Genomic DNA, 26831 nt, shown 5'->3' with positions numbered 1-26831 from the left:
CGGATGACCGACGACATCGAGCCCACGTCTCGGGTCCGCCTCGCTGCGGCCGAGCGTGGGCTCGATGTCGTCGTGCGACCGCGTCCGGACGCTTCCAGCCTCGATGAGGCCGCAGCGCTCCTCGGACTCGAGCCCGACGACATCGTGAAGACTCTCGTGGTCAAGCGCAGCGACGACACCTACCTGTTCGCGCTCGTCCCGGGCGACCGGGTGATCTCTTGGCCGAAGCTCCGGGCGCTCGTGGGAGTCAACAAGCTGCGCCTGCCCGAGCCTGAGCTCGCCCTGGCGGCCACGGGTTACGAACGCGGCACGATCGTGCCCATCGGCAGCACTCACGACTGGCCGGTCTTCGCCGATTCGTCCATCGCGGGCCGACGCATCGCGATGGGTGCCGGCGCGCACGGGTACAGCCTGTTCGTCGACGCCGATGCTCTCATCGCCGCCTACGGCGCGACTGTCGCCGACATCACCGAGCAGCGTTCGCGCTGACTGTGTCGGATCGCCCCGCCGCAGATCGCAGTCGCCCCGACAGTGCGAGCGCGAGTGCAGCGAGCGCGGCGGTCACGGCGAAGACGGTCGCGATCGCTGCGTGAAGGCTCTCGGCCGCGCCGGCCGCTGACGCGACGATCGCTCCGCCCACGCCCGCGATGACAGCGGTGGCGAGCGTCTGAGCCAGTTGCAGCGCACTGCTGACCTGGCCCTGCTGTCCGTCGGGGGCCTGTTCCATCGTGTCCGTGGTCGACGCATTGAAGGCGATGCCCATGCCCAGTCCCCCGATGGCCCAGCCACCGATCGCGCACCACCCGGGAACCGCGTCCACCAGAGCGGTGACGGCGATAGCGACTGTGCCGAGGAGGAGAACAGCCGCTCCCCCGGCAACCGCGCGCGAACGGCGCCCGTGATGGCGACGGTCCCACCGGGCCTGGAGCAGCGAACCGGCCACCCAGGTCAGGGCGCCCGCTGAGAGCGCCAGGCCCGCCGCTGCCGGAGTCTGCCCGCGCAGTTCCTGGAACGCGAGCGGGAGGAACGCCTCGCTGCCGAAGTAGGCGCCACTGAGGAGCAGGCGAACGATCACGCCGGCTCCGAGACCGGCGCGGGCGGACAGCGTTCCCTCCGGCGTCACCCGGCGGAACGCGACGAGCGCGACGCCGAGCCCCAGGATCGCACCGACCGCCATCAGCACGAGGTCTGCGAGCAGCAGAGCCTGGAGCAGCAGCGCCGTTCCGAGGGTGAGCAGGAGCGAGCTGGCGAGGGGCCCACGCCACCACCGCGCTCCACGGGCGGTCGTCTTCTGCGCGTGAGCCGGGCCGGCGTCCGCCACCCGGCGCAGTCGCGGGAGCGTGAGCGCCATGGCCGCGATGATCAACGGGACCATCGCGACGAACACCCACCGCCAGCCCACGAGGTCGGCGGCTATCCCCGCCAGGAGCGGCCCGACGAGTGAGGGAATGGTCCACGCCGACGACAGCAACGCGAACATCTGCGCTCGGAGCGACTCCGGATATGCGCGCCCGATCGCGGTGTAGCTCGCAGCCATCACCGCCCCGACGCCGATTCCCTGGACCACCCGCCCGAGCAGGAAGAGCGACCACGAGCCCGAGACACCGGCGATCATGCACCCCGTCAGGAAGACCAGCATGCCGAGCGCCAGCGGACGCGCCGCTCCCCGCCGATCGGCCATGTGGCCCGCGGTCACGGTTCCCACGATGTTCGCGAGCATCAGCGCCGACAGCCCCCACCCGTAGGCGCCGAGCCCGTCGAGGTCGCGGGCGATCACGGGCAGCACGGTCGCGACACCGAGCGACTCGAAAGCGACCATCCCCACGGAGAGCAGGATGCCCGCGGTGAGCCCGCGGTGGCGGGCATCGAAGACCCCGCTCCGCGCAGTGGACGACGGCGACGACGCGCTTCCCCGATGTTCCGGCATCTCTGAACCCCTCGACCGATTTATGTTTAATGTCAGAACACAATATAAACGACTATCGTGTGACCGTGGCTTCCTCCGCTTCCGATGCTCGCGACGTCCGCCCCAGCCGCGGCCGGCCTCGAGATCCGCGCATCGACGAGGCGATCCGGCGTGCGACGCTCGAGGTTCTCGCCGAGCGCGGTTACAGCGGCCTGACGCTCGAAGACGTCGCCGCGCGGGCGGGGACGAACACCCCGGCGCTTCGCCGCCGGTGGCGATCGCGACAGCACCTCATCGTCAGCGCGCTCTTGGACCGGCTGGGCGCGGCACCGACACCCGACACGGGATGCACCCGGTGCGACCTCATCGAGGGAATCGGCTCTCTCAGCCCGTCCTTCGACGCGGAGATGGGTCGCTCGGTCCTTCCGGCGCTCGTAGCGGACCTCGCGCACGACCCGGAGCTCGAGACGCAGTTCTTCGACCGACTGTTCCATCCCCGCCGCGCCTCCAGCGAAGCGGCGCTGCGACGAGGCATCGAGCGCGGCGACATCCGCCCCGATGTCGACATCCCGCTGATCCTCGACATGCTCGCCGCGCCCGTCTACTACCGGATGCTGTTCGGGCACCTGCCGGTGACGCCGACGCTGGCCGAAGAGGTGGTGGCCGTGGTCATGGACGGGATCGCCCTCAGCACGGGCGCGGAGAACCACGCGCACTCCTGACTTTCCGCGATTGTTGCGCGGGTTGTTACATTCCGTCCAAGTTTCCGAGCAGGCCCTTCGCAAAACGCTCTCAGGATGCTTTGATGCCAGTGGGTACCCACCATTCATTCCCCCCGATGGAAGGACATCCCGTGAAATCAACGACCCGTTCGGCTCTGGGCATCGCCGCCCTGAGCCTGGCATTCACGAGCATCATGACGGCTCCGGCGTCGGCTCAGACACCCGGGCCCGACGATGGTTCTGGCGGCGTCGATCCTGGCCTGCTCTCCGCGATGGCAGAAGAACTCGGCACGGACACCGCCGGCGCCCTCGACGTCCTCGCGTTTCAGGACACCGCGAACGCAACGACCGCCACACTCGCCGATGAGACGGGGGCCGCGTATGCGGGCTCGTGGCTCGACGAGTCGACCCGCACCGTCTATACGGCGGTGACGACCGCTGACGCGCGGCAGGCAGCCGAGAATGCGGGCGCCGTCCCCGTCGAGGTCACATACTCGATCGACGATCTCGAAGCGATCTCCGCCCGCCTGTCAGAAGGCGGACCCGTCGGCGACGTGACGTCGTGGTGGATCGACGTGACCACCAATCAGGTGGTCGTCGAGACTCTCGGGGATGCGGCGGCATCCGAGGTCGCGTCGCAGATCGGAGCCCCCGCGGACGCGGTGCGCGTGGAGACCACGGCCGAGGCGCCCGAGACGTTCGCGACCATCCAGGGCGGGATCGCCTACACGATCAACGGCACCTCGCGCTGCTCGGTCGGCTTCGCCGTCGAGGGCGGGTTCGTGACCGCCGGCCACTGCGGCCGGGCGGGGGCGTCGACGAACTACGGGACGTTCCGCGGCTCGAGCTTCCCGGGCGATGACTACGCCTGGGTCGCGACGCCGTCGCACACCCCCGTCGCGACCGTCTCCGACTACGCGGGCGGCGCCGTCGCCGTCGCCGGATCGACGCCCGCAGCCGTCGGCGCGACCGTATGCCGCTCCGGATCCACGACCGGCTGGCACTGCGGTCAGGTGCAGGCCTACAACAGCAGCGTCCGCTACGCGGAGGGCATCGTCTCGGGCCTCATCCGCACGTCGGTCTGCGCCGAGCGCGGAGACTCCGGCGGTTCGCTGCTCGCCGGGAACCAGGCGCAGGGCGTCACCTCCGGTGGATCGGGCAACTGCAGCACCGGCGGCACGACGTACTTCCAGCCGGTGAACGAGATCCTGCAGGCGTACGGTCTGAGGCTGCTCACGCGCTGACGTACGCGCCGGCGAAACAGTGACGCCGGGTATCCGTTGGAACGGATACCCGGCGTCTTATCTGTGGAGCCTAGGAGATTCGAACTCCTGACATCCTGCTTGCAAAGCAGGCGCTCTACCAGCTGAGCTAAGGCCCCGAGGGGGTTCGGGGTGGGGCTACCAGGACTTGAACCTGGGACCTCTTCATTATCAGTGAAGCGCTCTAACCGCCTGAGCTATAGCCCCGTACCGACGCGCTTCACGCGCCGGCAACCTCCAAGACTTTACCCGATGATCCGGGAATCTACTAATTGGAGGTGAAGCCGACGAGCAGGCCGCCGGTGACCTTGACCATCACGTTGTAGATGCCCGCGACGACAGCGCCGAGCACGGTGATGACGATGAGGTTGAGGATGGCCACGACCGCCGCGAACGCCATGACCTGCGGCAGGTTCAGGAACTGCTTGATCGAGAAGTCGCCGTTCGAGAACGCCACGAAGAGCTCGTCCACCCGGTCGATGAGACCGGTGGTGCTGAGCACCATGAAGACGAGGAAGGTCGCGACGACCGTGACGATCGCCAGGGCCACGGCCGCCAGGAACGACAGCTTCACGGCAGACCAGAAATCGACGTAGACGAGGCGCAGGCGGACCTGCTTGGCGCTGGTCTTGCTCGTGGATTTCTTGGCGAGTTTGTCGGCGACCGTGCTCATGCGTCAGAACCACTCTCTTCGGTATCCGCGGACGGGGGTGCATCCGGGGCGGTGGCATCCTCGGATGCCGCGTCTTCGGTCAGTCCACGCTCGCCGTTCCGGGCGATGGCGAGGATGCGGTCGTCGTCACCGAACCGGGCGAAGACGACGCCCATGGTGTCGCGACCCTTGGCCGGGACCTCGGCCACGGAGGAGCGTACCACCTTGCCGCTGGCAAGAACCACGAGGACCTCGTCGGTCTCCGACACGATGAGACCGCCCGCCAGCACGCCTCGATCGTCGTTCAGCTTGGCCACCTTGATGCCCAGGCCGCCTCGGCTCTGGGTGCGGTACTGGTCGACCGAGGTGCGCTTGGCATAGCCACCGTCGGTGACGACGAACACGTAGCCCTCGTCGCGCACGACCGATGCCGACAGCAGGCTGTCGTCCTCGCGGAACGAGATGCCCTTCACACCCTCGGTCGATCGGCCCATCGGACGCAGCGCGTCGTCAGTGGCCGCGAAGCGCAGCGACATCCCCTTGCGTGTGATGAGCAGGATGTCGTCGCCTTCGTCGACGAGCAGAGCGCTGACGAGCTCGTCGCCGCCGGTCTCGTCGTCCTGACCGCGCAGGCGGATCGCGATGACACCGCCCTGGCGGTTGGTGTCGTACTCGGTCAGCGCGGTCTTCTTGACCTTGCCGTCACGGGTCGCGAGCACCAGGTACTGCGCAGCGGCGTAGTCGCGGATGTCGAGGATCTGCGCGATCTCCTCACCGGGCTGGAGGGCGAGGAGGTTCGCGACATGCTGGCCCTTCGCATCGCGACCGGCCTCGGGAAGCTCGTACGCCTTGGTGCGATAGACGCGGCCCTTCGTCGTGAAGAACAGCAGCCAGTGGTGCGTCGTCGTGACGAAGAAGTGCTCGACGACGTCATCCGCGCGCAGCTGGGCACCCTTGACGCCCTTGCCGCCGCGGTGCTGCGAACGGTAGTTGTCGCTCCGCGTGCGCTTGATGTAGCCGTCACGTGTCACCGTGACCACCATCTCCTCTTCGGGGATGAGGTCTTCCATCGACATGTCGCCGTCGAACCCGTGGAGGATGTGCGTGCGCCGCTCGTCGCCGTACTTGTCGACGATCGCGGTCAGCTCCTCGCCGATGATCGAGCGCTGGCGTGCGGGGGTGGCGAGGATGTCGTTGAGGTCGGCGATCTTCAGCTCGAGCTCGGTCGCCTCGTCGATGATCTTCTGACGCTCGAGCGCGGCGAGGCGGCGCAGCTGCATCGACAGGATCGCGTCGGCCTGCAGGTCGTCGATGTCGAGAAGGGTCTTCAGTCCCTCTCGCGCCTCCTCGACCGTGGGGGAGCGGCGGATGAGCGCGATGACCTCGTCGAGTGCGTCGAGCGCCTTGAGGTATCCGCGCAGGATGTGCATGCGCTTCTCGGCCTCGTTGAGGCGGTAGCGCGTGCGACGGACGATGACCTCGATCTGGTGGGTGATCCAGTGGGAGATGAAGCCGTCGAGCGGGAGGGTGCGGGGCACGCCGTCGACGATCGCCAGCATGTTGGCGCCGAAGTTCTCCTGCAGCTGCGTGTGCTTGTACAGGTTGTTGAGCACGACCTTCGCGACGGCGTCGCGCTTGAGCACGACCACGAGACGCTGGCCCGTGCGGTCGCTGGTCTCGTCGCGGATGTCGGCGATGCCGGTGATCTTCCCGTCACGCGCGAGGTCGCGGATCTTCAGCGCGACGTTGTCGGGGTTCACCTGGTACGGCAGCTCGGTGATCACGAGGCACGTGCGACCCTGGATCTCTTCGACCTCGATGACGGCGCGCATCGTGATCGAGCCTCGACCGGTCCGGTACGCCTCGCGGATCCCCTTCGTGCCGAGGATCTGTGCCCCGGTGGGGAAGTCGGGACCGTGGATCCGCGACATCAGCGCTTCGAGGAGCTCCTCACGCGACGCGTCCGGGTTCTCGAGCGACCACAGCGCGCCCTCGGCGACCTCGCGCAGGTTGTGGGGCGGGATGTTCGTGGCCATGCCGACGGCGATACCGACCGAACCGTTGACGAGCAGGTTCGGGAAGCGCGAGGGCAGGACGACAGGCTCCTGCGTCTTGCCGTCGTAGTTGTCCTCGAAGTCGACGGTGTCCTCGTCGATGTCGCGGACCATCTCCATGGCGAGAGCCGCCATCTTGGTCTCGGTGTACCGGGGGGCCGCGGCGCCCTGGTTGCCCGGCGACCCGAAGTTGCCCTGCCCGTCTGCAAGCGGGTAGCGCAGCGACCACGGCTGCACGAGGCGGACGAGCGCGTCGTAGATCGCGCTGTCGCCGTGCGGGTGGTACTGACCCATGACCTCGCCGACGACGCGGGCGCACTTCGAGTAGCTCTTGTCGGGGCGGTATCCGCCGTCGTACATGCCGTAGATGACACGTCGGTGCACGGGCTTGAGGCCGTCCTCGACGCGGGGGAGCGCTCGTCCCACGATGACGCTCATCGCGTAGTCGAGGTAGCTCCGCTGCATCTCGACCTGGAGGTCGACCTGGTCGATGTTGCCGTGGTTGTGGGCAGGAGTGAGGTCGGGACGTTCTTCGTCAGACATACGTTCTCAGTTTCTCGATGTCGCTCGGCTCGATCAGATGTCGAGGAAGCGGACGTCCTTGGCGTTGCGCTGGATGAAGGTGCGGCGGGACTCGACGTCCTCGCCCATGAGCACCGAGAAGATCTCGTCGGCGGCAGCCGCGTCGTCGATCGTCACCTGGCGCAGGGTGCGCGTGCTGTGGTCCATCGTGGTCTCCCACAGCTCCTTCGGGTTCATCTCGCCGAGACCCTTGTAGCGCTGGATGCCCGACTCCTTCGGGATGCGCTTGCCGTTGGCGAGCCCGTCGGCCAGGAGCGCGTCGCGCTCCTTGTCGCTGAACACGTACTCGTGATCGGCGTTGGTCCACTTGAGCCGGTACAGCGGCGGCATCGCGAGGTAGACGTAGCCCGCTTCGATGAGCCCGCGCATGTAACGGAACAGGAGCGTCAGGAGCAGCGTCGTGATGTGCTGCCCGTCGACGTCGGCATCGGCCATCAGCACGATCTTGTGATAGCGCGCCTTCTCGACGGCGAAGTCCTCGCCGATGCCGGTGCCGAACGCCGAGATGATCGCCTGGATCTCGTTGTTGCCGAGGGCGCGGTCGAGCCGCGCCTTCTCGACGTTGAGCACCTTGCCGCGGAGCGAGAGGATCGCCTGGGTCTCGGGATCGCGGCCGCGCACGGCCGAACCGCCGGCCGAGTCGCCCTCGACGAGGAAGATCTCGGAGATCGACGGGTCCTTGCTCGTGCAGTCCTTGAGCTTGTCGGGCATCGACGCCGACTCGAAGACGCTCTTGCGGCGGGCGGTCTCACGCGCCTTGCGAGCCGCGAGGCGCGCGGTCGCGGCATCCACGGCCTTCATGATGACGCGCTTGGCCTGAGCGGGGTTCCGGTCGAGCCAGTCGGTGAGCTGGTCGCCGACGATCTTCTGGACGAATGCCTTCGCCTCGGTGTTGCCGAGCTTCGTCTTGGTCTGGCCCTCGAACTGCGGCTCGGAGAGCTTGACGGAGATGACGGCGGTCAGACCCTCGCGGATGTCGTCACCCGTGAGGTTGTCGTCCTTCTCCTTGAGCAGGCCCTTCTCGCGGGCGTAGGCGTTGACGCGCGTGGTCAGCGCGGCCCGGAAACCCTCTTCGTGCGTGCCGCCCTCGTGGGTGTTGATCGTGTTCGCAAAGGTGAACACGTTCTCGGTGTAGCTCGTGGTCCACTGCATCGCGAGCTCGAGCGAGATGTGACGCACCGTGTCCTCGGACTCGATCTCGATGATCTCGTCGTTGACGACCTCGCTCTTGCGCAGCTTGTTGAGGTACTCGACGTAGTCGACGAGGCCCCGCTCGTAGTGGAAGTCGTCGTGACGCTGCTGCGACTCGGATCCGCCTTCCTCGAGGTCGACGACGACGGCCGCCTCGGGGCGCTCGTCGGTCAGCGTGATGCGCAGCCCCTTGTTCAGGAACGCCGTCTGCTGGAAGCGCGTGCGAAGCGTGTCGTAGTCGAAGGCGATCGTCTCGAAGATGTCACCGTCGGGCCAGAAGGTGACCGTCGTTCCGGTCTCTTCGCTGTCCTCGCCCTTGGCGAGGGGAGCCTGCGGCTTGCCGCCGTCGGCGAAGGTCTGACGCCACACCGAGCCCTGACGCTTGATCTCGACCTCGAAGCGCGTCGAAAGCGCGTTGACGACCGACGATCCGACGCCGTGGAGCCCACCGGAGACGGCGTACCCGCCGCCGCCGAACTTTCCACCGGCGTGCAGCACGGTCAGCACGACCTCGACGGTCGACTTCGTCGGGTCGGAGGCGTGCGGATCGACCGGGATGCCGCGGCCGTTGTCGACGACGCGAAGACCACCGTCTTCGAGGATCGTCACGTGGATCGTGTCGCAGTAGCCGGCCAGCGCCTCATCGACGGCGTTGTCGACGATCTCGTAGACGAGGTGGTGCAGGCCACGCTCACCGGTGGATCCGATGTACATTCCCGGACGCTTCCGGACCGCCTCGAGGCCCTCGAGCACCTGGATCGCGTCAGCGCCGTACTCGTTCGGGACCTTGGCCGAGGTCGCCTCGGCCGCGTCGGGGGTTTCGGGGTCTTCGGGAACGCTGTCGGGATTCTGAGACGTCATAGGTTTCGAGCGCTCCACATCGGTTCGGTCAGTCCCGTCCAGTCTACCCTTTCAGGCGCTCTCACGCGGCGCTCAGCGCCCGTATGGCGAACGAAAGTCGGATTCGACGACTGGGGACGTGGCTCAACCGTAGGTATCGCGAGGGCCACGGCCTGGAACGGCTCTGGGGCCCCATTTCCAGGAGGGGACGTCCGGGCCTACGAAACGCACCGACTGCACGCCCGACTGTGGGAACGCTTTCACGAGCTGCGTCGTGATGACGGTCCGCATGAGGTGAAGGTTCTTCGCCCACGCCGTCGAGTCGCACTGCACGGTCAGAACGCCGTCGGAGAGCGCAACCGGCGAGGCGTGCCGCGCGGTCTCCTCGCCGGCGACCTCCGCCCACCGCAGCACGAGGTCTTCGCGCGAGAGCTGCGCGTCCCATCCGGCCTGACGAGTGAGGTCGGCGATCACGTCACCGAGCCCCTTCGGATCGCGCCCGGAGGTGAAGGGCTGGTTCTCGTCGTCGTCGGTCCGCTGCCGCCTGCGTTTCTTCCACCGCCCCGACGGTTCGAGCCCGCGGAGGCGGAGATAGGTGGAGATGGTCTCGGGAGCCTCGTCAGACGGCAGCATCGGAATCCTCATGCAGCGTGCCCGCCTCGACCCGGACGGTGCGGGCCCGCAGACCGAGGGGAACGTCTTCGGCGACCGCCGCCGTGACGATGACCTGCTCGTAGTCGGCCACGATGCCCGCCAGCCGCGAGCGACGATCGGCGTCGAGCTCGGCGAAGACGTCGTCGAGGATGACGATCGGATCACCCAGCGTGGACTCGGCGCGCAGCAGCTCGGCCGATGCGAGCCGCAGCGACAGCGCGACGGACCACGATTCGCCGTGTGACGCGTAGCCCTTCACCGGCAGATCGCGGATGCGCAGGATCAGATCGTCGCGATGCGGGCCGACGAGCGTGATGCCGCGCTCGAGCTCGGTGCTGCGACGATCGGCGAGGGCGGCACGGAAGAGCTGCTCGATCGCCGCGGCGTCGGCGACACCGGATTCGGCGGGGGAGTCGTCCTCTTCCGGGTCGGCGCCGCCCACCGACAGTGCCCACTGCAGCTGGGGGCGGTGATCGGCACCGGCGATGGCGGCGTAGGCGCGAGCGACGGGGCCGGTGAGTTCGGCCGCCAGCCGCAGGCGGGCGCGGATGACGTCGGTGCCGAGGGTGACGAGCTTGTCGTCCCACACCTCGAGCGTCGAGAGGCCGTCGCCCCGGATGCCGCGCGCGCGGGCCGACTTCAGCAGTGCGTTGCGCTGTTTCAGGACCCGGTCGTAGTCGGCGAGCACACCCGCCAGACGCGGTGCGCGCTGGATGAGGAGCTGATCGGCGAAGCGACGACGAGCCGAGGGATCGCCTCGGACGATCTGCAGGTCTTCGGGCGCGAAGAGCACGACCTGCGCGTATCGGGGGAGCTCAGCGGTGCGCACCGGTGATCCGTTGACGCGGGCCTTGTTCGACCCGGCGCGATTGAGCTGCGCTTCGAGCTGCACCCGACGCTGTCCGTGGGCGAGCCGGGCCCGGACGAAGGCGGCATCCGCGCCGTCGCGCACCATCGGCGCGTCCTGCGAGACCCGGTGCGAACCGAGCGTCGCGAAATACCCGATCGCCTCGGCGAGGTTGGTCTTGCCCTGACCGTTACGGCCGACGAACACGTTCGCCCCGGGAGCGAGAGAGAGCTCGGCGGCCGCGTAGTTGCGGAAGTCCACCAGGCTCAACTGCTCCACGATCATCAGATCACCCTAGTTCGCGTCTCCGACAGCCCACCGCGGTGGGCCCTGCCCCGGACGATCAGCGCAGGAGCAGGTTGGGCTGCAGGAGGTACTTGAACGACTCGACGCCGCCCGACGTCTGGGGCGTGATGAGGATCGGGCTGAGCTTGTTCGCGTTCTCGCTCGACGTGAACGTGACACGCGTGAACTCGCTCTTGACCGCCGCGAGCGCCTCGAGCAGGTACTGCGGGTTGAGGCCGATCACGACCTCCTCGCCGGTCAGCGTCGCGTCGACCGATTCGGTCGCGCGCGCCTGCTCGGTACCGGATGCATCCATCGATACCCCGTCGGCACCGAACGTGAAACGCAGCGGAGCGGAGCGATCGAGCACCAGGGCCACGCGGCGCACGGCCTCGATGAGCTCACCCGTGTTGACGACCGCGTGGTGATCGGTCGCCTCGGGGAACAGGCGCCGAACCGGCGGGAAGTTGCCCTTGATCAGCAGCGACGTGACCGTCTTGTTGCCGGCCGTGAAGGCGATGATCTCGCGGTCTCCCGATCCCGAGAACGAGACGGTGATGTCACCCGAGTGGGCGAACGTCTTGCCCACCTCGGTCAGGGTGCGCGCCGGGACGAGAGCCGTGGTCGTGTTCTCGTCGGCGACGATCCCGCTGTCGAACGGGATGTCGCGGAGCGCGACGCGGTAGCGGTCGGTGGCGACGAGGCTGAGCTGCGTTCCGGTCACCTCGAGCTGGACACCGGTCAGAACGGGAGTCACGTCGTCGCGCGATGCCGCGAAGGCGACCTGCGAGATCGCCGTGGCGAAGTCCTCGGCGGGCACGACACCGGATTCGCCCGAGACCTCGGGGATCGCGGGATATTCCTGCACCGGCATCGACGCGAGCGTGAAGCGCGCCGAGCCGCATGTGAGCAGGATCCCGTCGTCGTCGACGGCGATCTGGATCGGCGCGTTCGGCAGACGGCTGGCGATCTCCGACAGCAGACGGCCGTGCACGAGGATCGTGCCGGGTTCGTCGACCGTGGCCTCGATGGTCGTGCGTGCGGACGCCTCGTAGTCGAAAGCCGACAGCGAGAGACCGGTGTCGGTGGCTTCGATGAGCACACCCGCGAGGATCGGCTGCGGGTTGCGCTGGGGGAGGAGCTTCACGACGAACGACACAGCCTCGCTGAAGACGTCGCGATTGACCTGGAACTTCACTGGCGCTCCCTTGTCGTGGATGAAAGCTCTCCCATGCTAGTGCCCATCCCGAGCGGTTCCTGAAGCACCGTTGCGACCGGCCTCACCGCCGTCGAGGTGATCGAATCGCAAAATCTCTAGATGTAACTGTCTTCTTCATCTCCGCTGTGGAAACTGTGGACAACTCGCTCGATCCCAGTCGAGAGAGGGGAACCACACGTTTGTAACTTGTGAGCCGGCTGCGGATGAGCGTGGGATGACGTCGAGCGCCGACGGATGCGGCTCGAGCGGCGATCCACAGGAGATGTGTGATTCGTTCACAACTCTTCGACGACGAATCGAAGTTATCCACAGGTTTTCCACACTGTGCAGAACCGCATGATGGGCCGTCGTGCGACCCCTGTCAAGCTGAGCTCAGCGACGGCCGAGCTGCGAGGTGATCTCGGAGACCTGGTTGTATATCGAGCGGCGCTCCTTCATGAGCTCGCTGATCTTCTTGTAGGCGTACATCACGGTCGTGTGGTCGCGGTTGCCGAAGAGCTGACCGATCTTCGGCAGCGACAGGCTCGTGCGCTCGCGGCAGAGGTACATCGCGATCTGCCGGGCGGTCGCCACGGCCTGCGATCGGCTCGAGCCGTAGAGGTCGTCGACGGAAAGGCGGAAGTACTGCGCGGTCGCGTTGATGATGTCGGTGGGGGAGATGACGTTCGCGTCATCCTGATCCACGATGTCGCGCAGCACGGTCTGCGCGAGGGAGATGTCGAGGTTCGAGCGGTTGAGGCTCGCGAACGCCGACACCCGGATGAGGGCGCCCTCGAGCTCGCGGATGTTCGACGAGACCTTCGTGGCGATGTATTCCAGGACGTCGTCGGGGACGAGGAGACGCTCGGACTGCGCCTTCTTCCGCAGGATCGCGATACGGGTCTCGAGGTCGGGCGCCTGGACATCGGTGATCAGGCCCCACTCGAAGCGGCTGCGCATGCGGTCTTCGAAGCCGGTCAGGTGGCGAGGGGGCACGTCGCTCGTGATCACGACCTGCTTGTCGTGGTCGTGGAGCGTGTTGAAGGTGTGGAAGAATGCTTCCTGGGTCTCGGCGCGACCCTGCAGGAACTGGATGTCGTCAATGAGCAGGATGTCGACCTCGCGGTAGCGCGCCTGGAAGGCCGATCCGCGGTTGTTGGCGATCGAGTTGATGAAGTCGTTGGTGAACTCTTCGCTCGAGACGTACCGCACGCGGATGCCGGTGTACAGGTTGAGCGCGTAGTCGCCGATCGCGTGGAGCAGGTGCGTCTTGCCGAGCCCCGAGTCGCCGTAGATGAACAGCGGGTTGTACGCCTTGGCCGGAGCCTCGGCGACGGCGACGGCGGCCGCGTGGGCGAAGCGGTTGGACTGGCCGATGACGAAGTTGTCGAACGTGTACTTCGGGTTGAGCCGGGTGTCGTGGCGGGAGGTCGAGACGGGGGCCTCGACGTACTCTTCGCCGGCCGGCCGCAGCGGCGCGGGCGCGGCCGCGGACTGGACCGGGATCGGGGCCGTCAGGTGGGCGTCGGCGAGCTCGGGATTCACGACGACGCGGTAGCTCGAGGCGCCCGGCTCGACGTGCACGTGCGCGAGGGCCTCCATGATGGGCTGACGCAGTCGCTTGTTGAGCTGAGCGGCGGTGAGGTCGTTCGGAACGTCGAGGTAGAGCGTTCCTCCCATGACACCCTGTGCGACGGCGAGACTCAGGAACCCCTGCATCTGGGGGGTCACCCGGTCATCGTCGGCGAGCAGGTCGAGGACCGCGTTCCACACCGGGACGTCCGGGAGATCGTGCTGAGCCAAGAGTTCCCCCGCGGATGATCGATGCTTGTCCACACAGCTACGCGCCAAACTGGGGATAGCTGTGGATAACTGCCCGTGACACGCTAGTCATGCGGTGTCGGGAGCGCCAAATCCACTGTAGTTCCGGCCCGCGTGTCGCCGCCAGGGCCTGTGCACAGCGGTGGATAATTGCGGGTTCCCATCGCTCCGGTTTGAGTTACAGGAGAACGCGACGTACCCTTAGTCGGTTGACTTATGCCCGCGAGGGCAGTCCTGTACCCCCGTGTCCCCGGTCTGAAGCGTTCCGGTGACCGCCGATCCGGAGTGATCCCTATGAGCAAGCGCACGTTCCAGCCCAACAACCGCCGCCGCGCCAAGAAGCACGGCTTCCGCGCCCGCATGCGCACCCGCGCCGGTCGCGCCATCCTGTCGGCTCGCCGCGGCAAGGGCCGCACCGAGCTGTCGGCCTGACACAGCCTCTTCTGTGCTGGCGCGCGGAAACCGGATCACGCGCGGGGCGGATTACAAGGCCGTCGTCCGCGGGGGTGCTCGCTGTGCCGGTGCGCACACCGTGACCTACGTGGTGTCCACCGGTGCGAGCCGAGCTCCCCGCTTCGGTTTCATCGTCAGCAAGCAAGTCGGATCAGCCGTCGTGCGCAATACAGTGCGCCGACGGCTGAAGGCCGTTTGCGCGCAGGCCCTTCCCGACGTCCGCGAGGGCGCCGACATCGTCATCCGAGCGCTCCCCTCTGCGGCGCGCTCGGATTTCGCGGATCTGAGAGACGAGGTGGAGCGGTGTCTGCGACGACGTGCGGCGGTATGAGCTGGTCGACGCTCCCGACGGCCTCCGTCGGCGATGGACACCTGACCGCGGCATCCGTTCTCCGCGCCATCCCCCTCGCTCCTCGCAACGCGGGGATCGCGCTGCTCCACGCATACCGGTCCGTCGTATCGCCGCTGTACGGCGACGTCTGCAAGTACTACCCGAGCTGTTCCGCGTATGCGGTGGGAGCCGTGCAGCAGCACGGTCTCGCGAAGGGCTCCGCCCTCGCCGCCGCTCGGCTCGCCCGATGCCACCCGTGGGCAGCGGGGGGCGTCGACGACGTTCCCACCCACCGGGACTTCCGCCACACCCTGACCAGGCACGGCTTCGTCGTGCCGCCGAGAAAGGACTGATCCCGTGCTGGATCTCTTCCTCGCCACGCCGACTCCCGTCGTGCCGACCCCGACGACTCCTCCTCCCGGCGGTGCTGACTTCTTCAGCACGATCATGTGGCCGTTCAAGTTCCTGGTCGAGGCGATCCTGGTGTTCTGGCACTGGGTCCTGACGGCTCTCGGGATGCCGGCCGCGGCAGGCGCCACCTGGGTCATGTCGATCATCGGCCTGGTCATCGTCGTGCGCTCGGCGCTGATCCCGCTGTTCGTGCGGCAGATCAAGAGCCAGCGGAAGATGATGGAGCTCGCGCCCGAGATGCGCAAGATCCAGGAGAAGTACCGCGGCAAGCGCGACCAGCTGTCTCGAGAGGCCATGAGCCGCGAGACGATGGCGCTGTACAAGAAGCACGGAACGACGCCGGTGTCGAGCTGTCTGCCGCTCCTCGTGCAGATGCCCATCCTCCTGGGCATGTTCTACACGCTCAGCGACGTCAAGAAGCACGCGGAGTGGGGCGTGGGCGGCGTGGGTCTGCTCAACGTCGACCTGACGAAGCAGTTCTACGATGCGCAGCTGTTCGATGTGGCGCCGCTTCACACGAACATGATCGAGGCGATCAACCTCGGGCAGACGGCCACCGTGACGATCCTCGTGATCCTGGTCGTGCTGATGATCGCGTCGCAGTTCATCACCCAGCTGCAGATCATCTCGAAGAACCTGTCGCCCGAGGCCAAGACCGGTCAGGCGTACCAGATGCAGAAGATCATGCTCTACGTCCTTCCGCTGGCGTTCATCTTCTCGGGCGTCTTCTTCCCGCTCGGCGTCGTCATGTACTGGTTCACCTCGAACATCTGGACCATGGCCCAGCAGTTCATCGTCATCCGCAACCTTCCGACCCCCGGTTCGGAGGCGGCGAAGGCCCGCGAGGAGCGGCTCGCGCGCAAGGGCAAGGCCCTCGATTCCAAGGGCCGCGTCGTGTCGATGGAGAAGTACGAAGCCGAGCAGCAGCGGCTCCTCGAAGAGGCCGAGCGTGCCCGCGCGGCTCAGCCGAAGCGTCAGCAGCCGCTGAGCAAGCAGCGCGCGAAGAAGCAGTCGAACAAGGACGGCTCGCAGGGCTGACCCTGCCGGCATCCGCATCGCACAGATCCAACCACGCGAGGAATCATGACGAACCCCACCGAGTCCCCGACGACCGAACGCCCCGACGCCACGGTCGAAGAGCTCGAGCGCGAAGGCGACATCGCTGCTGACTACCTCGAGGGTCTGCTCGACATCGCCGACATCGATGGTGACCTCGATCTCGATGTGCGAGCCGGCCGTGCCTACGTGTCGGTGGAAGCCGACGACCCGAACTCGCTCCGCGTGCTGTCGGATCCGGATGTCGTGCAAGCGGTGCAGGAGCTGACTCGGATCGCCGTTCAGACGAAGACAGGACGCTTCTCGCGCCTCATCCTCGATATCGGAGGGTCGCGCGACGCCCGCCGGCGCGAACTCGAGCGTCTGGTCGACCGTGCGGTCGAGCGTCTCAACGATGGCGCATCGCAGGCGTCGCTGCCCGCGATGTCGAGCTACGAGCGCAAGCTGGTGCACGACATCGCCTCCGAGCGTGGGGTCGTCTCCGAGTCGTACGGCGAGGGCGCGGATCGCCACACCGTCATCCGTCATGGCTGACGTTTCACGTGAAACACCCGTGATCGAGCAAGAGCCCACCGCTGCGGTCGAGGTGCTCTTCGGGTCGCACGCCGACCTCGCGCGGCGCTACACCGCATCTCTTGCGGAGCACGGTGAGGAACGCGGGCTCATCGGTCCACTCGAGCTCCCGCGACTTTGGACGCGGCACGTTCTGAACTGCGCGGCCGCAGCGCCCCTCTTCAGCGGACGCGTCGGAGATGTCGGCTCGGGCGCCGGTCTTCCGGGCCTCGTCCTGGCCATCGCAAGACCGGACGTCGAATGGGTTCTCATCGAGACCATGGAGCGTCGCGTCGCGTGGCTTACGGAGCAGGTTTCCGCCCTCGGACTGAAGAACGTTGAGATCGTTCGCACGCGAGCCGAGGAATGGAGCGACGCCGGCGCCCTGGACGCTGTGACCGCGCGCGCGGTCAGTGCGCTGCGCACGCTCGTTCCGATCACCGCTCCGCTTGTGCGTGACGGTGGCGAGCTCATCCTGTTGAAGGGTGCCAATGCCGAGGCGGAGATTGCTGCCGCCGAGAAGGCGATTCGTCGGTTCCGGCTCCAGGATGTTCGCGTCGAGACCGTGGGGGAGTCGGTACTCACGGAACCCACGCGCGTCATTCGCGCGACCGTGAGGTGATGTTTCACGTGAAACGTCGGCCAGACCCTCCCACGTTTCACGTGAAACATCACCACCCGCGTTTCACCTGAAACGTCGCCGCCCCGTTTCACGTGAAACGTCGCAGGGCATCCGTAGAGTGAGATCAGGAACTGAGGAGTTGAACGAATGGCAGAACCGGAATCGGGCCGCGCGTCGCTGACGTTCGATTCTCCCCTGGCGCGTGAACTGGCCGATCTGTCGTCGCGCCGGCGCGCGTTGGATGCCGTATCGATCGATTTTTCCGGCGATACGCGTGTCATCACCGTGTCGAATCAGAAGGGTGGCGTGGGCAAGACGACGACGGCAGTCAATCTCTCGGCTTCTCTCGCTTCGCTCGGCGCTCGCGTCCTCGTTATCGATCTCGATCCCCAGGGGAATGCTTCGACGGCACTCGGGGTCCCGCACAGTGCCGATATCCCCAGCGTGTATGACGTGTTGATCGATCAGTTCCCCCTGTCGGACATCGTCCAGGTGAGTCCGGAGTCACCCAATCTCCTCTGCGCGCCGAGCACGATCCATCTGGCCGGCGCCGAGATCGAACTGGTCTCGCAGGTTGCGCGGGAGCATCGCCTCCGCACGGCCGTCGAGGACTATCTCGCGTCTACCGAGGAGCGCATCGACTTCGTCATCATCGACTGCCCGCCTTCTCTCGGGCTTCTGACTATCAACGCTTTCACCGCCGCGCACGAACTGCTGATCCCGATCCAGTGCGAGTACTACGCGCTGGAAGGCCTGAGCCAGCTCCTCGGCAGTGTCTCGATGATTCAGAAGCATCTGAACAGCCGGCTTCACCTCTCGACGATCCTCCTGACGATGTACGACGGGCGCACGCGTCTGGCGCAGCAGGTGGCGGAGGAGGTGCGCTCGCACTTCCCGAAGGAGGTGCTTCGTACGGTGATCCCGCGATCGGTGCGTGTCTCGGAAGCACCGAGCTTCGGTCAGACCGTGATCGCTTACGATGGGCAGTCGGCCGGCGCGGTGGCGTATCGCGAGGCAGCCGTCGAGATCGCTCAGCGAGCGACTGCCGCAGCACGAGGAAACAAGGGAGAAGCCTGATGGCCAAGCGCACCGGATTGGGCCGAGGAATCGGCGCACTCATCCCCACGTCGGAGGCGACGGAGGCGCGCCCCGTCGACGTCTTCTTCCCCGGTGCCAAGGGTGCGACGACCACCGTCGAGCCCCCGGCATCCCCTGACGCGGCGAAAGACGATGCTCCCGAGCTCGTCTCGATCCCCGGAACCGCCCTCATCCAGGTCGATCCGAACGAGATCGTGCCCAACCCGCGGCAGCCGCGCACCCACTTCGACAGTGACGACCTCGCCGAACTGGTCCACAGTGTGCGAGAGTTCGGCGTCCTCCAGCCGGTCGTCGTCCGCACGAACGAGGACGGCAAGTACGAGCTGATCATGGGTGAGCGCCGCACCCGCGCCGCTCGCGAGGCCGGTCTGACGGCGATCCCGGCCGTCCTGCGCGACACGTCGGACGAGAATCTCCTCCGCGACGCGCTGCTCGAGAACCTGCACCGCTCCCAGCTGAACCCGCTGGAAGAGGCATCCGCGTACCAGCAGCTGCTCGAGGACTTCGGGATCACGCAGGAGGAGCTCGCGACCCGGATCGGACGGTCGCGCCCGCAGATCAGCAACACCATTCGCCTGCTGCGGCTGCCGGTGCCGGTTCAGCAACGTGTCGCGGCGGGTGTTCTCAGTGCGGGTCACGCCCGCGCGATCCTCTCTGTCGACGGCGCCGATGCGATGCAGCGCCTGGCGGACAAGATCGTCAACGAAGACCTCTCGGTTCGGGCCGCCGAGGCCGCCGCCAAGACCATCGAGGCAGCCGGCACCCGACGCCCCACCCCCAAGGCGGGGGGAGTTCGGGCGCACCTCGACGAAGTGGCGGGACGCCTCGGCGATCGTCTCGACACCAAGGTGAAGATCTCGCTCGGTGCGCGGAAGGGCCAGATCGTCGTCGACTTCGCGACGATCCAGGACCTGAACCGGATCCTCGCGGAGCTGGGCGAGAACGCGTACGGCGCACGCTGACGCCGGTGTCGGTGGCGCGACGTAGGCTTGTTCGGTGAACGACGAGCAGAACCCCAAGCGAGCCAGCGTCGAGCTGCTGCGCGCTGAGGCCGCCGACGAGTTGTCGGTGCTCGTCGAGGAGCGTCTTCGTGCGGGTGAAGACCCGTGGGAGTTCATGGAGGAGCTGCCGTCGGTCGACGAGCTCGTCGTCCTCATGCTGCGGGCCGAGAACATCGCCGCCTACGGCGGTGGGCGTCCCAGCGCGGCTCGCAACTACCGCGTGCTGCGACAGATCGCGATGGATCACCCCGAGTTGACCCGTGCCGTGTGGCGTCTGCTCGGCAGCGAACCGCACCGCCGGTGGGATGCTGCGACGACAGCCGACGCATCCTGAGCCGCACAGCGAACTTGCGCTGATAGAAAAAGCCCCGGTCAGATCAATGATCTGACCGGGGCTTGTTTCGTCTGGATGTCAGCCGATGTACGAAGCGAGGTCCTGCTCGAGAGCGAACTTCGGCTTGGCACCGATGATCGTCTTCTCGACCTCGCCCTTGTTGAAGACCTTCATCGCGGGGATGGAGGTGATCTGGTACTGCATGGCAAGGTTGGGGTTCTCGTCGACGTTCAGCTTGAGCACGGTGATCTTCTCGGGGTGCTCGGTAGCGATCTCGTCGAGGATGGGTCCGACCATGCGGCAGGGACCGCACCACGCGGCCCAGAAGTCGACGAGGACGGGTCCATCGGCGTCGAGGACGTCCTGCTGCCAGGTGCTCTCGGTCGTGGCCTTGGCGGTCATGGTGATCTCCTTCGAAAGGGTGTCGCCTACGTCAACGACGCGGGCGTGGGAATTGTTCCGTCAGGCCGTCTCGGTCTCGGCGACGAGCGACTCGAGTCCTTCGTCGGGGCGGCCGCGCAGCGGCGAGCTGTCAGCGGCGGGCTCGGATGCCTCACCCAGGGCGGCGAGGTAGTGCTCGACGTCGAGGGCTGCGACCGTGCCGCTTCCGGCAGCGGTGACCGCCTGACGGTAGGTCGGGTCGATGACGTCGCCGGCCGCGAAGACACCGGGGACCGACGTGCGCGACGAACGACCGTCGACCCACACGGTGCCGTGCTCGGTCAGGTCGAGCGAACCGTGCACGAGGTGCGTGCGCGGGTCGTACCCGATGGCGACGAAGATGCCGTCGAGCGCGAGCTCGCGGGTCGAGCCGTCGACCGTGTCGCGGAGGACGACGCCCGTGACGGCATCCTCACCCAGAATGTCGGCGACCTCGCTGTTCCAGATGAACTCGATCTTGTCGTTGTTCATCGCGCGGTTCTGCATGATCTTCGAGGCGCGCAGCTCGTCCCGGCGGTGGATGACATACACCTTCGAGGCGAACTTCGTCAGGAAGGTCGCCTCCTCCATGGCCGAGTCGCCACCGCCGACGACGGCGATCGTGCGCTCGCGGAAGAAGAAGCCGTCGCAGGTGGCGCAGTACGACACCCCGCGTCCGGAGAGGCGGCTCTCGCCCTCGATGCCGATCTTGCGCGGGGCCGAACCGGTCGCGAAGACGAGACTGTCGGCCTCGTGGGTGGCGCCGCTGCCGAGGGTGACCTTCTTGACGGGGCCGTCGATGTCGAGCTCGACGACGTCGTCGTAGAGGACCTCGGTGCCGAACTTCTCGGCCTGCTCCTGCATCTTGGTCATGAGGTCGGGCCCCATGATGCCCTCGGGGAAGCCGGGGAAGTTCTCGACCTCGGTGGTGTTCATCAGCTCGCCGCCCGCTTCGACCGAGCTCGCGATCAGCAGCGGCTTCAGGTTCGCGCGTGCCGCGTAGATCGCAGCCGTGTAGCCGGCCGGGCCGGATCCGATGATGATGACCTGTCGCACGTCGACATCCCTTTCTGGGGTCTGGAATCCGCGTCGCGGATACCCCGACACGTCCAACCCATGGTAGCCGCGGGGCATTCCCCGGCGGCCGTGAGGGAGAGGTGTCAGCGGCCGAGGATGCGGCGCACCGTGCGAACGGCTGTGCCGAGCTCCGGCGCGCGGAGGAGCGCGAGGAGGATGACGTAGACGGCGAGGGTCGCCAGGCCGATGACGGCGCCGCCGAACAGGGCTCCGAGGTAGCCGCCGGTGACCCAGCCCGCACTGCCGCCGAGAAGGGCGAAGACGAGCCAGCCGACGGCGGCGGCCGGGATGCCGGCGACGATGAAGCGGACGACCGCGCGGACGGCTCCGCCGAGGCCGAGTGGGCCGATCTTGCGTCGCAGCAGGATGACGGCGAGAGCGAGCTGCACGACGTTCGCGAGCGACTGACCGAGGGCGATGCCGACAGCGAGGTGCTCGAGGGGCAGCATCGCGGCGGCGATGAGGGCGGTGACGACGACGAGCACCGCTTGGGCGAGGGTGAAGAAGAACGGGGTGCGGGTGTCCTGGTGGGCGTAGAACGTCCGCTGGAGCACGAACTGGAACGACAGGGGCAGGAGGGCCACCAGGTACGCCGCGAGCACCCAGGCGAACGCCTGGGCGGCATCCGGGGTCTTCGTGAAGACGCGGGAGATCGGAACGATCGCGGCCACGATTGCCGCGAGGGCACCGACCATGAAGATCCCGATGGTGCGGGTCGCCGAATCCAGGTCGGCCCGCAGTGCGTCAGGCCGGTTCGCGGAGACGTGTTCGCTGAGGCGCGTGAAGTATGGCGTGCCGATCGACAGCACGATCACCGAGAAGGGGAGCATGAAGACGAGCCAGGCGTATGACAGGACGGCGATCGACGGACCGCTCGATGACGCCGAGCCGACGATGTTGGTCTGGATGAGCCCCGCGATCTGACCGACGACGACCATGAGGAACGTCCATCCGGCCAATCGTCCTATGTGCCGGAGTCCGATGCCGCGCCACTGGAAGTCCGGCCGAACGCGCAGTCCGGCACGACGCCAGAAGAGCAGCAGGACGAGGGCCTGGAACACGATGCCGAGCGTCGCGGTGCCACCCATGATCGCGACCATCGTCGGGGTCCAGCCCGCGGCATCCTCACGGACGCCGAACATCCAGATGAACACCAGGAAGCCCACGATCGAGACGACGTTGTTGATGATCGGTGACCACGCGAACGGCCCGAAGACCCGACGGGCGTTCAGGATCTCGCCGAGCAGCGCGTACAAGCCGTAGAAGAGCAGCTGGGGGAGACACCAGTAGGCGAATGCCAGCGCCAGCGCCTGCGTCTCGGGCGCGAGTTTGTCGCCGTACGCGACCACGAGCAACGGGGCGGCGATGACCGCCAGCGCCGTCGTCACCGCCAAGGCGATCACCCCGAGGGTCAGCAGCTTGGACACGAAGGCACTGCCGCCGTCGCGGTGCTTGGCCGCCTGGATGATCTGGGGGACGATCACGCCGGCCAGGAGGCCGGAGGAGATGATCGCATAGATGTTGTTGGGCAGCTGCGTGGCGAGCGTGAAGGCGTCCGCCGCGCCGGCGCCCACGGTACCCAGTGCCGCCGCGAGCACGATGTTGCGCACGAGGCCCGTGACCCGGGAGACGAGTGTTCCCGCGGCGACGACCGCTCCTGCCCGGCCGATTCCGCTCACTCGATGCTCTCCTGCTGTTCGGGGATGTCGTTCTGTTCGGAGGCGGTCTCGCTCCGCCGACGCCGCAGCTTCAGAATCGTTCGGATCACGCCGCCCGCGATGAGGACGACGACGATCACGATGATCGCTGTGATCCCGACCGACTCCCACTCCGCGCGCACCGTGAGGCCGATGGCCTCGGGTGCGCCGATCGGCACTGCCGAGGTGCTCCGCAGCTGCAGGCTGAGTGTCGTCTCGCCGCTTCCGACGCGTGCCTCGACCGGCACGTCGACACGCGTGTTCTGCTGCGCGCCCGCTTCGACGACCGTCGCCTTCTGCACGATCAGGCGGGGGTCCCCGGTCTCGGCGAACAGCACGAGGGAGACCGGCCAGGGCAGGTCGTTGCGGACCGTGACGGGAATCGGGGCGCTCGTGGCGAGGAAGTTGATGGTGCCGGGGTTCGCGATGCCGACGGCATCCAGCGTGCTCTCGGTGTTCTCCTCGTGCTGCGCGACGGCAGCTGCCCACGCGGTCGGCTCGGTCAGCCACGCGTCGCCGATCAGCTGCAGGATGGCGGTGCGTTCGCGTGCCGTCAGCTGGGTGGGTTCGACCAGGGCGGTCGCGAAGGTCGCCAGGCGCTCTTCGTCGGCGAGGAAACGCTGCAGGGCCGCGACGCGGTCGGCATCGGCGGGGATGTCGGCGACGGCGACCTGCCCGGGCGCGGCGGCACGCAGATCCTGCAGCGACGTCGGCGCGGCGCCCGCAGCGCCCGTGATCGCGGTGATGGCCGTCCTCACACCGGCGCGCGAGGTCGTCGCGGGACGATCGATCGTTGCGACGAGGGGGCCCTCGCCGCTCAGGGCGACCTGCGCCGTGGCGGCGGCGAGTTCCGCGCTGCGGACCGGCGCGTCGTCGGAGGCGGCCGCAACGCGTGCGAGCTCGGCGGAGACCAGGTCGTCGTACACGAGGAGATCCGCGTCGCCCGTGGCGGCGCGGACGCCGCCGTCACCGCCGGAGACGGTGTCGGACGGGACGAGGGTGAGCGCATCGGCGTCCGCCCCGGCCTGCGCGTCGATGGCCGCGACGACGTCGGGTCCCGCGGTGCCGCCGGCGGGCCAGAAGATGTCGCGGACGGTGTTCGCCGCCGTGCCCACGGCCAGCAGCTGCCGCAGATCGGGTACGCCCTCGGCAGTGGTGGAACCGGCGGCGCTGAAGTTCGCCGGATCGGCGTACGGGGCGAGGGTCGTGGGCTCGAGCGGCGCCATCAGACCGGCGTGCACCTGCGTCGCGAGGTCGGCGTCGCCGAACTGCAGGGCGAAGCGCTCATTGGGCAGAGCCATGAGGCTCGCGAGCCAGCCCGTGGCGGTGGCCGGTGCGCTCGAGCCCAGGACGCGGATCGAGGCGACGATCGCGGGGTCGACCGCGAGCACCGCCGGGGTGCCCGTGACAGCGTTGAGCGTCGCGCTGAGGGCTCCGTTCTCGGCCGTGAGCTCCGTGAGCTCCGTCGCCGTGAGCAGTCCCGAGGTGCGGGCTCCCGCGGTGATCGGGACGATGACGGTGGTCGAGCGCGGCGGGGCGTCGGTACGGGGCACCGTGATGACCGTCCGCGATGAACCACCCGGACCGGACACGGCGACCGGGTAGACCCCGGGGGCGAGGCCGACGAGGTCCTTCTCCGTCGCGGAGATCGACACGTTCGTGGCGCGTTCGTCACCTGCCGCGAGCTCGGCGACATCGGCGCGCGCGACCTCCTCGAAGACCGGAAGCGCCTCTTCCGCGTCGTCGCCGGGGCGGAGCCAGTCGACGACCGCCTGCTGCGACGCCAGGGCTGACCGTGACAGCGAGACCGAGACGGTGCCGGCGGGAAGGGGGCGCGGCGACCCGTTCCGCTGATCCACCGAGATGAGCGCGTCGGTGCCGGTCGCGACGGTTCCGCCGTTGGCCGGCGCGGCGATGAGCGAGGCGATCCCCGGGGTCCCCGGCGTCGGGCTGACGTCCGGCGTCGAGCTGGAGCTCGGCGACGTCTCGGCGAGAGCGGACGCGGGAGACGCCAGCGGTGCCACGACGATCGCTGCGGCCGCGAGCCAGCTCAGCACGCGGGCACCGCGACGGCCGCGACGGGCGCGGGCGGTGGCAGGGGAAATGTCGGTCATGGCGGTTCTCGACCCGCTGCGATACCCGACCGCAGGGTCGCACAGAGTCTAGGGCGGGCCCGCTGTGCGTCATCCGAGGCGGGCCGGGCCATGCGGCTATTCGGTGGCCCGCACGGTTGAATGGGGGAGTGACCCTGCATCCCGACGCCGGCCGCTGCGCGGCGCTCCGTACCGATCTGGATGCCGCGGGCTACCGCGCCGACGCCGTGCGTGCGCTCTGGGGCGGGATGGTCGACACCGCGGTGGGTCACGGCCTCATCGAACCCGCGCGGCGCGTGCTGGCCGGACGCACCGACGCGCTGGCCGTGCTGGCGGGCCTGCTGTTCCTGGGAGGGCCGGCTCCCCGCGCCTCGGTGGACGCCGCGCTTCCCTCGCTCGGCGCTGCGGGCCTCACGGAGCTGGGGCTGGCCCACCTCGACGGCGACCTCGTCGTGCCCGACGCCCTCGTGCGACCGCAGGACATCTCGGATGCCGCAGGCGAGGGCCACTGGTGGATCGCGAGCGACCTCGACGAGGCCGCGGTGGGCGGACCACTGCCCACAGGGCATGTCCTGGGGGTCGGCGGCGCGTCGCTGACGCTCGCGGGGCTGCAGTTGACGTCGCAGGTGGGACGCGTTCTCGACATCGGCACGGGATGCGGCATCCAGGCTCTCCGTGCGCGGCGCGCGGGGGACCGCGTCGTGGCGACGGACGTCTCGGAACGCGCCCTCGCTTTCACGCGCCTGAATGCCCTTCTCAACGACGTCGATGGAATCGAGACACGGTTCGGCAGCCTGTTCGAGCCGGTCGCCGGCGAGCAGTTCGAGCGGGTCGTGTCCAACCCGCCGTTCGTGATCACTCCCCGGGTCCAGGGCGTACCGGCATACGAATACCGCGACGGTGGCATGTCGGGCGACGACCTCGTCGCCGCCTTCGTGCGCGAGGTCGGCTCGGTGCTGGCTCCGGGCGGCGTCGCCCAGCTGCTCGGCAACTGGGAGTACCGCGCCGGCGAGGACGGGCTGGACCGGGTGCGCTCGTGGGTATCGGAGTCGTCCGTCGCCCTCGATGCGTGGGTCGTGGAGCGCGAGCAGCTCGATCCGCTCGCCTACGCCGAGCTGTGGGTCCGCGACGGCGGCACCGCGCCCGGCTCGCCCGCCTACGCGCCGCTCGTGCAGGCGTGGCTCGACGACTTCGCCGCTCGCGGGGTCACCGCGGTCGGATTCGGCTACATCACGCTGCACCGCCCGGCCGTCATCCCGACGCTCGCCCGCTACGAACGCATCGTCGGAAGCATTCCCGGCGGCCTCGGCCCCCACATCGGCGAGTCGCTCGACGCCTGGCAGCGCCTCTCGAGCATGACCGACGCCGACCTGGATGCCGCGGTGCTGCGGGTCGCCCCCGATGTGACCGAGGCACGCCATCACACTCCGGGCGTGGAGGACCCCCAGGTCATCGAGCTGCGTCAGGGCGCGGGATTCGGGCGCGTGCTCGATGTCGATCCGGCCCTCGCCGCGCTCGTCGGGGCCAGTGACGGCGACCTGCCCGTCGGCGTGCTCGTCGCCGCGATCGCCGACCTGCTCGAGGTGGATGCGGCAGCGCTCCGCGCCGACCTGCTGCCGCGCGTGCGCGAGCTGCTGTTCACGGGCTTCCTGCACTTCGCCGGCTGATCCCG

Annotated in this window: 25 protein-coding genes and 2 tRNA genes; 13 read left to right on the top strand and 14 right to left on the bottom strand. The window is 67.9% G+C overall.

Features of this window, described 5'->3' with window-relative positions:
- Positions 1–3 precede the first annotated feature (3 nt).
- Positions 4–489, top strand: coding sequence for an aminoacyl-tRNA deacylase (locus tag CBF90_RS17620; protein WP_023953421.1), 486 nt, complete (start codon positions 4–6; stop codon positions 487–489).
- Here CBF90_RS17620 and CBF90_RS17615 read toward each other — a convergent pair.
- A complete protein-coding gene (locus CBF90_RS17615; RefSeq protein WP_088379738.1) occupies positions 467–1927 on the bottom strand; it encodes an MFS transporter in 1461 nt (486 codons plus the stop codon). The genes CBF90_RS17620 and CBF90_RS17615 overlap by 23 nt on opposite strands.
- A gap of 65 nt (positions 1928–1992) precedes the next feature.
- Between CBF90_RS17615 and CBF90_RS17610 the strand changes: the two genes are divergently transcribed.
- Both CBF90_RS17610 and CBF90_RS17605 read left to right on the top strand, forming a co-directional pair.
- Complete coding sequence (locus CBF90_RS17610) at positions 1993–2628, top strand: TetR/AcrR family transcriptional regulator (protein ID WP_197690550.1); 636 nt, start codon at positions 1993–1995, stop codon at positions 2626–2628.
- A 131-nt stretch (positions 2629–2759) separates the two neighbouring features.
- Complete coding sequence (locus CBF90_RS17605; protein ID WP_242435563.1) at positions 2760–3872, top strand: S1 family peptidase; 1113 nt, start codon at positions 2760–2762, stop codon at positions 3870–3872.
- A 64-nt stretch (positions 3873–3936) separates the two neighbouring features.
- On the opposite strand, the gene CBF90_RS17600 is transcribed toward CBF90_RS17605, so the two are convergent.
- The 9 genes from CBF90_RS17600 to dnaA all read right to left on the bottom strand — a co-directional run bounded on the left by CBF90_RS17600 (position 3937) and on the right by dnaA (position 13966).
- Positions 3937–4009, bottom strand: a tRNA-Ala gene (locus tag CBF90_RS17600).
- Between the two features lie 14 nt (positions 4010–4023).
- A tRNA-Ile gene (locus tag CBF90_RS17595) sits at positions 4024–4097 on the bottom strand.
- Positions 4098–4158: 61 nt separating this feature from the next.
- Complete coding sequence (locus CBF90_RS17590) at positions 4159–4563, bottom strand: DUF3566 domain-containing protein (protein ID WP_023953427.1); 405 nt, start codon at positions 4561–4563, stop codon at positions 4159–4161.
- Positions 4560–7139 (bottom strand): DNA gyrase subunit A, encoded by a 2580-nt coding sequence (gene gyrA, locus CBF90_RS17585; RefSeq protein WP_023953428.1) that lies wholly within the window; start codon positions 7137–7139, stop codon positions 4560–4562. The genes CBF90_RS17590 and gyrA overlap by 4 nt, the downstream gene beginning before the upstream one ends.
- A gap of 33 nt (positions 7140–7172) precedes the next feature.
- The gene (gene gyrB, locus CBF90_RS17580) at positions 7173–9230 is read right to left on the bottom strand and encodes a DNA topoisomerase (ATP-hydrolyzing) subunit B (RefSeq protein WP_023953429.1); all 2058 of its coding nucleotides are present in this window, start codon (positions 9228–9230) and stop codon (positions 7173–7175) included.
- Positions 9231–9353: 123 nt separating this feature from the next.
- Entirely contained in the window at positions 9354–9842 is a 489-nt protein-coding gene (locus tag CBF90_RS17575) for a DUF721 domain-containing protein (protein ID WP_023953430.1), read from the bottom strand.
- Positions 9829–10995, bottom strand: a complete 1167-nt coding sequence (recF, locus tag CBF90_RS17570) for a DNA replication/repair protein RecF (RefSeq protein ID WP_023953431.1) — start codon at positions 10993–10995, stop codon at positions 9829–9831. Before recF ends, CBF90_RS17575 begins: the two co-directional genes overlap by 14 nt.
- 58 nt (positions 10996–11053) lie before the next feature.
- Positions 11054–12193, bottom strand: a complete 1140-nt coding sequence (gene dnaN, locus CBF90_RS17565; RefSeq protein ID WP_023953432.1) for a DNA polymerase III subunit beta — start codon at positions 12191–12193, stop codon at positions 11054–11056.
- Positions 12194–12586: 393 nt separating this feature from the next.
- Entirely contained in the window at positions 12587–13966 is a 1380-nt protein-coding gene (gene dnaA, locus CBF90_RS17560) for a chromosomal replication initiator protein DnaA (protein ID WP_023953434.1), read from the bottom strand.
- A 342-nt stretch (positions 13967–14308) separates the two neighbouring features.
- Here dnaA and rpmH point away from each other — a divergent pair, with 342 nt between their 5' ends.
- From rpmH to CBF90_RS17515, 9 genes are all read left to right on the top strand, one after another.
- Positions 14309–14446 (top strand): 50S ribosomal protein L34, encoded by a 138-nt coding sequence (gene rpmH, locus CBF90_RS17555; RefSeq protein ID WP_036304730.1) that lies wholly within the window; start codon positions 14309–14311, stop codon positions 14444–14446.
- 13 nt (positions 14447–14459) lie between these two features.
- Positions 14460–14798: a ribonuclease P protein component gene (gene rnpA / locus CBF90_RS17550; protein ID WP_023953438.1), complete on the top strand. Its 339-nt coding sequence runs from the start codon at positions 14460–14462 to the stop codon at positions 14796–14798.
- The gene (gene yidD / locus CBF90_RS17545; protein WP_023953440.1) at positions 14795–15151 is read left to right on the top strand and encodes a membrane protein insertion efficiency factor YidD; all 357 of its coding nucleotides are present in this window, start codon (positions 14795–14797) and stop codon (positions 15149–15151) included. Before rnpA ends, yidD begins: the two co-directional genes overlap by 4 nt.
- Positions 15152–15158: 7 nt before the next feature.
- A complete protein-coding gene (yidC, locus tag CBF90_RS17540; RefSeq protein WP_036305434.1) occupies positions 15159–16247 on the top strand; it encodes a membrane protein insertase YidC in 1089 nt (362 codons plus the stop codon).
- Between the two features lie 45 nt (positions 16248–16292).
- Entirely contained in the window at positions 16293–16799 is a 507-nt protein-coding gene (locus CBF90_RS17535) for a R3H domain-containing nucleic acid-binding protein (protein ID WP_023953444.1), read from the top strand.
- Positions 16792–17439: a 16S rRNA (guanine(527)-N(7))-methyltransferase RsmG gene (gene rsmG, locus CBF90_RS17530; RefSeq protein WP_088379740.1), complete on the top strand. Its 648-nt coding sequence runs from the start codon at positions 16792–16794 to the stop codon at positions 17437–17439. Before CBF90_RS17535 ends, rsmG begins: the two co-directional genes overlap by 8 nt.
- Positions 17440–17586: 147 nt before the next feature.
- A complete protein-coding gene (locus CBF90_RS17525; RefSeq protein ID WP_023953447.1) occupies positions 17587–18516 on the top strand; it encodes a ParA family protein in 930 nt (309 codons plus the stop codon).
- Entirely contained in the window at positions 18516–19499 is a 984-nt protein-coding gene (locus tag CBF90_RS17520) for a ParB/RepB/Spo0J family partition protein (RefSeq protein ID WP_071918842.1), read from the top strand. The genes CBF90_RS17525 and CBF90_RS17520 overlap by 1 nt, the downstream gene beginning before the upstream one ends.
- A 34-nt stretch (positions 19500–19533) precedes the next feature.
- On the top strand, positions 19534–19872 hold the full coding sequence (locus tag CBF90_RS17515; RefSeq protein ID WP_023953449.1) for a hypothetical protein: 339 nt from the start codon (positions 19534–19536) through the stop codon (positions 19870–19872).
- A 78-nt stretch (positions 19873–19950) separates the two neighbouring features.
- On the opposite strand, the gene trxA is transcribed toward CBF90_RS17515, so the two are convergent.
- The 4 genes from trxA to CBF90_RS17495 all read right to left on the bottom strand — a co-directional run bounded on the left by trxA (position 19951) and on the right by CBF90_RS17495 (position 25180).
- Positions 19951–20274, bottom strand: coding sequence for a thioredoxin (trxA, locus tag CBF90_RS17510; RefSeq protein ID WP_023953450.1), 324 nt, complete (start codon positions 20272–20274; stop codon positions 19951–19953).
- Positions 20275–20334: 60 nt separating this feature from the next.
- Positions 20335–21348 (bottom strand): thioredoxin-disulfide reductase, encoded by a 1014-nt coding sequence (gene trxB, locus CBF90_RS17505; protein ID WP_064955292.1) that lies wholly within the window; start codon positions 21346–21348, stop codon positions 20335–20337.
- A gap of 104 nt (positions 21349–21452) precedes the next feature.
- Complete coding sequence (gene murJ, locus CBF90_RS17500) at positions 21453–23048, bottom strand: murein biosynthesis integral membrane protein MurJ (RefSeq protein ID WP_088379741.1); 1596 nt, start codon at positions 23046–23048, stop codon at positions 21453–21455.
- A complete protein-coding gene (locus CBF90_RS17495; protein ID WP_088379742.1) occupies positions 23045–25180 on the bottom strand; it encodes a DUF6049 family protein in 2136 nt (711 codons plus the stop codon). Before CBF90_RS17495 ends, murJ begins: the two co-directional genes overlap by 4 nt.
- A 128-nt stretch (positions 25181–25308) precedes the next feature.
- On the opposite strand from CBF90_RS17495, the gene CBF90_RS17490 reads away from it, so the two are divergent.
- Positions 25309–26826 (top strand): methyltransferase, encoded by a 1518-nt coding sequence (locus CBF90_RS17490; RefSeq protein ID WP_242435564.1) that lies wholly within the window; start codon positions 25309–25311, stop codon positions 26824–26826.
- Positions 26827–26831 lie beyond the last annotated feature (5 nt).

The organism is Microbacterium sp. AISO3, assembly GCF_002204305.1.
In the GTDB taxonomy this organism is placed as follows: domain Bacteria; phylum Actinomycetota; class Actinomycetes; order Actinomycetales; family Microbacteriaceae; genus Microbacterium; species Microbacterium arborescens.
The sequence above is the reverse complement of the archived record's forward strand: the minus strand, read 5'-3'. Positions and strand labels throughout refer to the sequence as shown.

What these genes read in the sequence shown, in the direction of transcription:
- CBF90_RS17620 (WP_023953421.1), top strand. Translation starts at nt 4, where the DNA reads ATGACCGACGACATCGAGCCCACGTCTCGGGTCCGCCTCGCTGCGGCC.
- CBF90_RS17615 (WP_088379738.1), bottom strand. Translation starts at nt 1,927, where the DNA reads ATGCCGGAACATCGGGGAAGCGCGTCGTCGCCGTCGTCCACTGCGCGG.
- CBF90_RS17590 (WP_023953427.1), bottom strand. Translation starts at nt 4,563, where the DNA reads ATGAGCACGGTCGCCGACAAACTCGCCAAGAAATCCACGAGCAAGACC.
- gyrA (WP_023953428.1), bottom strand. Translation starts at nt 7,139, where the DNA reads ATGTCTGACGAAGAACGTCCCGACCTCACTCCTGCCCACAACCACGGC.
- gyrB (WP_023953429.1), bottom strand. Translation starts at nt 9,230, where the DNA reads ATGACGTCTCAGAATCCCGACAGCGTTCCCGAAGACCCCGAAACCCCC.
- CBF90_RS17575 (WP_023953430.1), bottom strand. Translation starts at nt 9,842, where the DNA reads ATGCTGCCGTCTGACGAGGCTCCCGAGACCATCTCCACCTATCTCCGC.
- recF (WP_023953431.1), bottom strand. Translation starts at nt 10,995, where the DNA reads ATGATCGTGGAGCAGTTGAGCCTGGTGGACTTCCGCAACTACGCGGCC.
- rpmH (WP_036304730.1), top strand. Translation starts at nt 14,309, where the DNA reads ATGAGCAAGCGCACGTTCCAGCCCAACAACCGCCGCCGCGCCAAGAAG.
- yidD (WP_023953440.1), top strand. Translation starts at nt 14,795, where the DNA reads ATGAGCTGGTCGACGCTCCCGACGGCCTCCGTCGGCGATGGACACCTG.
- CBF90_RS17535 (WP_023953444.1), top strand. Translation starts at nt 16,293, where the DNA reads ATGACGAACCCCACCGAGTCCCCGACGACCGAACGCCCCGACGCCACG.
- rsmG (WP_088379740.1), top strand. Translation starts at nt 16,792, where the DNA reads ATGGCTGACGTTTCACGTGAAACACCCGTGATCGAGCAAGAGCCCACC.
- CBF90_RS17525 (WP_023953447.1), top strand. Translation starts at nt 17,587, where the DNA reads ATGGCAGAACCGGAATCGGGCCGCGCGTCGCTGACGTTCGATTCTCCC.
- CBF90_RS17520 (WP_071918842.1), top strand. Translation starts at nt 18,516, where the DNA reads ATGGCCAAGCGCACCGGATTGGGCCGAGGAATCGGCGCACTCATCCCC.
- trxA (WP_023953450.1), bottom strand. Translation starts at nt 20,274, where the DNA reads ATGACCGCCAAGGCCACGACCGAGAGCACCTGGCAGCAGGACGTCCTC.
- CBF90_RS17495 (WP_088379742.1), bottom strand. Translation starts at nt 25,180, where the DNA reads ATGACCGACATTTCCCCTGCCACCGCCCGCGCCCGTCGCGGCCGTCGC.